Here is a 4,127-nt window from a genome sequence, read left to right on the forward strand (position 1 = left end):
CCCCTGCCGTTCAAAGTCCGCCAACACGTTTTTTAGGCGATTTTCGGCACTTTCAAGGCTTTTCCCGTCTATTTGTACCTTTCGGGCTGTTGCGTCCTCTATGCGCTTCGTATAGACTTCAACACGCTTTAGTTCTTGATACACCAGTTCTACCGCAAGCTGCGGGTTTACCCTTGGCGTTGTATCTTTTCTTTTCCGGGGGCTGTACTGTCCCTGCTTAACGTTGGAAGCTGCCGCTTCCGGGTGTGAGTTTGTTTCCATGAGATATGTTCATTGAGTTGCACTTCAGTTTGCTTTGTGTCCGCTCGATATGGGCGAGAGTGTAGCCTTTCCCTATCTCGCTTGCCTTATACTCCGTACCGCTTCGGGCTGTGACATAGTAGCCGTTAAGTTTCCCGGTGCTTGCCCTGGCTTCCCGGACTTTAAAACCTCTCTTACCAAGTTCTTCCTTGAATTTGGTAAAGTCAAAGCCCTGCATCTTCTTCAATACGCCGTCCATGGCTTCCTTGATTTCCGCTTTGTTGACTTTGCCAATGTCCTGCGACTGTACAAAGTTCCGTTCCTTGGCTATGGCATTGGCGGCTTCCGTTGCCTTTTTCCCTATCCAGTTGTCCCGGTACAGTTCCCCGGAAAGGGAAACCCGGTTTGCCAGTATGTGCAGGTGGGCTTGCTCTTTCTTGCTCTCCGTACCGCTGTGCCGGATGATGATGTACTGGTGGTTCGCCAACCCCATGCGCTGCATGAAGTCGTTACCAAGTTCCGCCCAGTCCGCATCCGTAAAGGTGGCGCTTTCCTCTATCGAGGGGCTGACCTCGAAACGTAGGCAGTTGTTTTTTACGTTCGGAAAATCAATGTGATACGGTTTCATTTCCTGCACCATTTCCGCACCAGTACACCCATAAAGTTCATGCCGGGCTATCTCGGTGGCTACTGCCTGCCCGTTTATCTCTTTGGCGAGGTCGTACTCCAATGCCGCCACACCATGTGATATACTTTTCCCTTTCCCTATCATCGTGAGAGTATTTTTTTGAGCTCTGTAATTAGTGCCCGGTTCTCCTCGAACACTTCCCGGTACTGGCGACCACCGAAGTAGTTGTTCAGCCGTTGGAGCGTTCCTTTCAACTGGGCTATGTCCCGGAGAAGCTGCCGTTCCTCCTCGGTGTACCTCTCCCTTGGGCGCCCCCCAAGGGACAAACTCCGGCAGTATTCCGATACGCTTAGACTGCACCGGGCTGCCTGCTCCGCAAGTGCGTCCTTTTCAAGTTCGGTACACCGGAATGTAATCTTTTCGTTCCGTCTTAGTTCCATGCCACAAAGGTAATCTTAAAATCTTTTTGAGCAAAGCGAGAAAAGCAAGAATTGTCCGACAAGGACACTTCTTGCTATATATACACATGCCGCATGGGAATACATCCACGCCAACCGCCCAGCAAAAAGCCCCGGCGTGTTAGAAAATCCCCCACAGCCTAACAAATTCTACCCCATTTCTACCCAAGGGGATTACACGCCGCAGAAGTCATCCGGGAACATGTCTTCCAGTTCGTCCAAATCAATGGTTTCTTCTTCGGACACCTCCACCCATTCAATGTTTTCTTTCCCTCTTATCGCACATGAGTACATCTCGGCGGCGGCAAGAGAAGAGAACACCTCGTGCATAGGCTCGCCGTTCTCTAACCAGTAAACACAATATTCGACCATAACAGTTTTATCATTTATCGTTGTAATGCCCCTCTACCTCCAAGATGTAGACCTCTACCACTTCCTCGTAAATGTCATAGATTATCCGGTCATGGGCGGTAATGTGTCGAGACCATGTAATATCCCCACCGCCCCTTAACGCTTCGGGATGCCCAAGCCCAGTCTTAGGGTGCTCTAACAATTCTTTGTAGATTTTCTTATACTTCTTGAACAAATTGGGGTTTGATTTCTTCCATTTGGCAATCACCTTATCCACCCCGTCGGAAACCCTAATTGTGTACATCATAGACTATCGAAATAAGCGTCAATATCCTCACTGCTTTTGAGGGTAACACACTTTCCGGATTTGATTTCTTCCCTTGCCTTGTCAATCCTTGCTTGCAGCTCCGGGGTTATCATCAAATCTTCACGACCAACTTTTACCAAAGCGTAAATCTCGTTTTTCCTGCGAATTAGTACCTGCTCGCCATTGTCAGCTTTGGTGAAAGACGCTGCGAGGTTGTTACGGTATTCTCTTACTGATAATGCTTCCATATCTGTTTGCTTTTAAATTCAGCACAAAGATAGCTATATTTCAATAAAATACAAACATTTTGTACACAAACGTGTACACGCCATAAAAACCCGTTTCCAATCCTACCGCCCGTTGGTTGGTTTTGCTTTGCTCTTTTTCCCTATCGTTTTTCTTTTTCCGACAGTAAATCAACCACTTAGCTCTATAAATTCCCCTTGTCTGTTATAAGCATCGTCTGTAATATGCTCTATCACTTCTTCGCAAATGCCCATAAATAAAGGGATTAGAACATGTATTTCCCCACACTTTGGGAGTTTAGTCCCCACACTTTGGGAGTTTAAAAGTAAATTAGTCCCCACACTTTGGGAGTTTTACCCCTCTTTTTTTGTTTTAATGTGGGGATTGTGTATATTTGCAGCAAATCAATCGTTTATGAAAAAGAAACTACCTATTACCAAGAATAAAGATGTTGTTGTTTCATGGGTATATACATGGTCAAAACAGCAAGACATGTCCATACACGAACAAAGAATAGTTCTTCGCATACTGGAAGCGTGCCAAGCTGAACTAAAGGGAGTAAAACTGAAAGATTATGCAGGCACGAAACGCAAGTTTGAGCATGGACTTTGGGATGTTGATGCACAAATGCATGTATCTGACGTTATTTTTTCCGGACGTGATTACAATGAAATCATAGCCGCACTCGATTCTTTGGCAGGACGTTTTTTTACTTACGAAGATGACGAGGAATGGTGGAAGTGCGGATTTATATCTAACCCAAAATATAAAAAACGCACTGGCATTATAACCTTTCGTGTGTCTAACGACCTTTGGGATGTGTTTACCAAGTTCGCCAAGGGGTACAGAGAATTTGAGTTAAACAAGGCTCTTGCGCTACCTACTGGGTATTCCCTTAGGTTTTACATGTTAATGAGTGGGCAGGTGTACCCTTTGGATATATCCCTTGAAAACTTGAAAGACCGTCTTGGCATACCTGCGGACAAATACAAGGACAAGAACGGAAAAGACAGAATAGATCATTTTGAGGAAAGAGTTTTGAAACCAGCAAAGGCTGCGCTTGATGAGAGCTGCCCATACACTTTCAACTACGTGAAAGTGCGTGAAAACCCAAACAACAAACGTAGCAAGGTGACCGGGTTTAGGTTCTACCCGGTCTATCAACCACAGTTCAGAGATGAAGAACTGGAAGGGAAAGAATTGCAAGCAAAGGTTACAGCACGATATCAGATAGACAGCCATGTGTACGAGTACCTCCGTTATTCCTGCGGCTTCACATCGGAAGAGATAAACCGGAACAAAGAGACATTCATAACGGCACAAGAAAAGATAACCGACCTTATCGGAGAACTGGCTCTCCTAAACGGAAAATCACGAGAAAAGAACAATCCGAAAGGGTGGATTATAAACGCCCTTAAAGGGAAAATCAAGGATAAGTAACAAGATTACCCGGCTGAAACACTCCGGGTAATCTTGTCAAATCAGAGGAACGATTTCCATTTCTACACCAAGTTCTTTCATCTGCTGTTGTATTTCCTCGCTGCTTAGTTTCTCTCTCGCCAGTGCAAGCCCATGAAAGGCGTCCCAGCCTGCCGGCTTCGAAACGATACTACCGTTTAGGACGGCATGGGTGATTTCGCCGCCGGACTTCGCACCCTTGTTCAGTATGAAGAAGAACCGGGGTTCTTCGTGTTCCGTTGTTCCCATAATTCGTAAAGTTAGATGTTTATTTATTCCCCTTTTGTTCCCTTGCCTGCTCTTGGTAGTATTCATAATACTGCTTGTAGTTGTCCCGGTCTTTGGCTGCATCCGTCCAAAGATAGCACATGAAACAAGCGAACAATAGGGAGATAACAGCACAAAGGATTGAGTAGAACGAAATTCGTTTGTCCACATA

General features: G+C 45.7%; 7 protein-coding genes and 1 pseudogene. 1 reads left to right on the top strand and 7 read right to left on the bottom strand.

The features are described from left to right. The 6 genes and pseudogenes from DWZ67_RS19835 to DWZ67_RS19860 all read right to left on the bottom strand — a co-directional run. Positions 1 to 261, bottom strand: a pseudogene (locus DWZ67_RS19835) (hypothetical protein); the annotation flags it as partial. Beyond that, positions 218 to 1,012 (bottom strand): mobilization protein MbpB, encoded by a 795-nt coding sequence (gene mbpB / locus DWZ67_RS19840; RefSeq protein WP_007560590.1) that lies wholly within the window; start codon positions 1,010 to 1,012, stop codon positions 218 to 220. The gene mbpB and the pseudogene DWZ67_RS19835, both read right to left, overlap by 44 nt. Continuing rightward, entirely contained in the window at positions 1,009 to 1,308 is a 300-nt protein-coding gene (gene mbpA, locus DWZ67_RS20635; protein WP_004327437.1) for a mobilization protein MbpA, read from the bottom strand. Before mbpA ends, mbpB begins: the two co-directional genes overlap by 4 nt. Positions 1,309 to 1,500: 192 nt before the next feature. Continuing rightward, on the bottom strand, positions 1,501 to 1,698 hold the full coding sequence (locus tag DWZ67_RS19850; protein ID WP_004295503.1) for a hypothetical protein: 198 nt from the start codon (positions 1,696 to 1,698) through the stop codon (positions 1,501 to 1,503). A gap of 10 nt (positions 1,699 to 1,708) precedes the next feature. Further along, entirely contained in the window at positions 1,709 to 1,984 is a 276-nt protein-coding gene (locus tag DWZ67_RS19855) for a type II toxin-antitoxin system YoeB family toxin (RefSeq protein WP_004327436.1), read from the bottom strand. After that, positions 1,981 to 2,232, bottom strand: a complete 252-nt coding sequence (locus DWZ67_RS19860; RefSeq protein WP_004295507.1) for a hypothetical protein — start codon at positions 2,230 to 2,232, stop codon at positions 1,981 to 1,983. Before DWZ67_RS19860 ends, DWZ67_RS19855 begins: the two co-directional genes overlap by 4 nt. A gap of 412 nt (positions 2,233 to 2,644) precedes the next feature. Here DWZ67_RS19860 and DWZ67_RS19865 point away from each other — a divergent pair, with 412 nt between their 5' ends. Then, positions 2,645 to 3,670: a replication initiation protein gene (locus tag DWZ67_RS19865; protein WP_004295509.1), complete on the top strand. Its 1,026-nt coding sequence runs from the start codon at positions 2,645 to 2,647 to the stop codon at positions 3,668 to 3,670. A 36-nt stretch (positions 3,671 to 3,706) separates the two neighbouring features. Here the strand turns inward: DWZ67_RS19865 and DWZ67_RS19870 are convergent, their stop codons facing one another. Then, entirely contained in the window at positions 3,707 to 3,937 is a 231-nt protein-coding gene (locus DWZ67_RS19870; protein ID WP_004295510.1) for a hypothetical protein, read from the bottom strand. Positions 3,938 to 4,127 lie beyond the last annotated feature (190 nt).

It is taken from the genome of Bacteroides sp. AF34-31BH (assembly GCF_003602795.1).
Lineage (GTDB): Bacteria > Bacteroidota > Bacteroidia > Bacteroidales > Bacteroidaceae > Bacteroides > Bacteroides uniformis.

Bases quoted from the DNA above. Each gene is read 5' to 3' on its own strand.
- DWZ67_RS19860 (WP_004295507.1), bottom strand. From the start codon at position 2,232: ATGGAAGCATTATCAGTAAGAGAATACCGTAACAACCTCGCAGCGTCT.
- mbpA (WP_004327437.1), bottom strand. From the start codon at position 1,308: ATGGAACTAAGACGGAACGAAAAGATTACATTCCGGTGTACCGAACTT.
- DWZ67_RS19865 (WP_004295509.1), top strand. From the start codon at position 2,645: ATGAAAAAGAAACTACCTATTACCAAGAATAAAGATGTTGTTGTTTCA.
- mbpB (WP_007560590.1), bottom strand. From the start codon at position 1,012: ATGATAGGGAAAGGGAAAAGTATATCACATGGTGTGGCGGCATTGGAG.
- DWZ67_RS19850 (WP_004295503.1), bottom strand. From the start codon at position 1,698: ATGGTCGAATATTGTGTTTACTGGTTAGAGAACGGCGAGCCTATGCAC.
- DWZ67_RS19870 (WP_004295510.1), bottom strand. From the start codon at position 3,937: ATGGGAACAACGGAACACGAAGAACCCCGGTTCTTCTTCATACTGAAC.
- DWZ67_RS19855 (WP_004327436.1), bottom strand. From the start codon at position 1,984: ATGATGTACACAATTAGGGTTTCCGACGGGGTGGATAAGGTGATTGCC.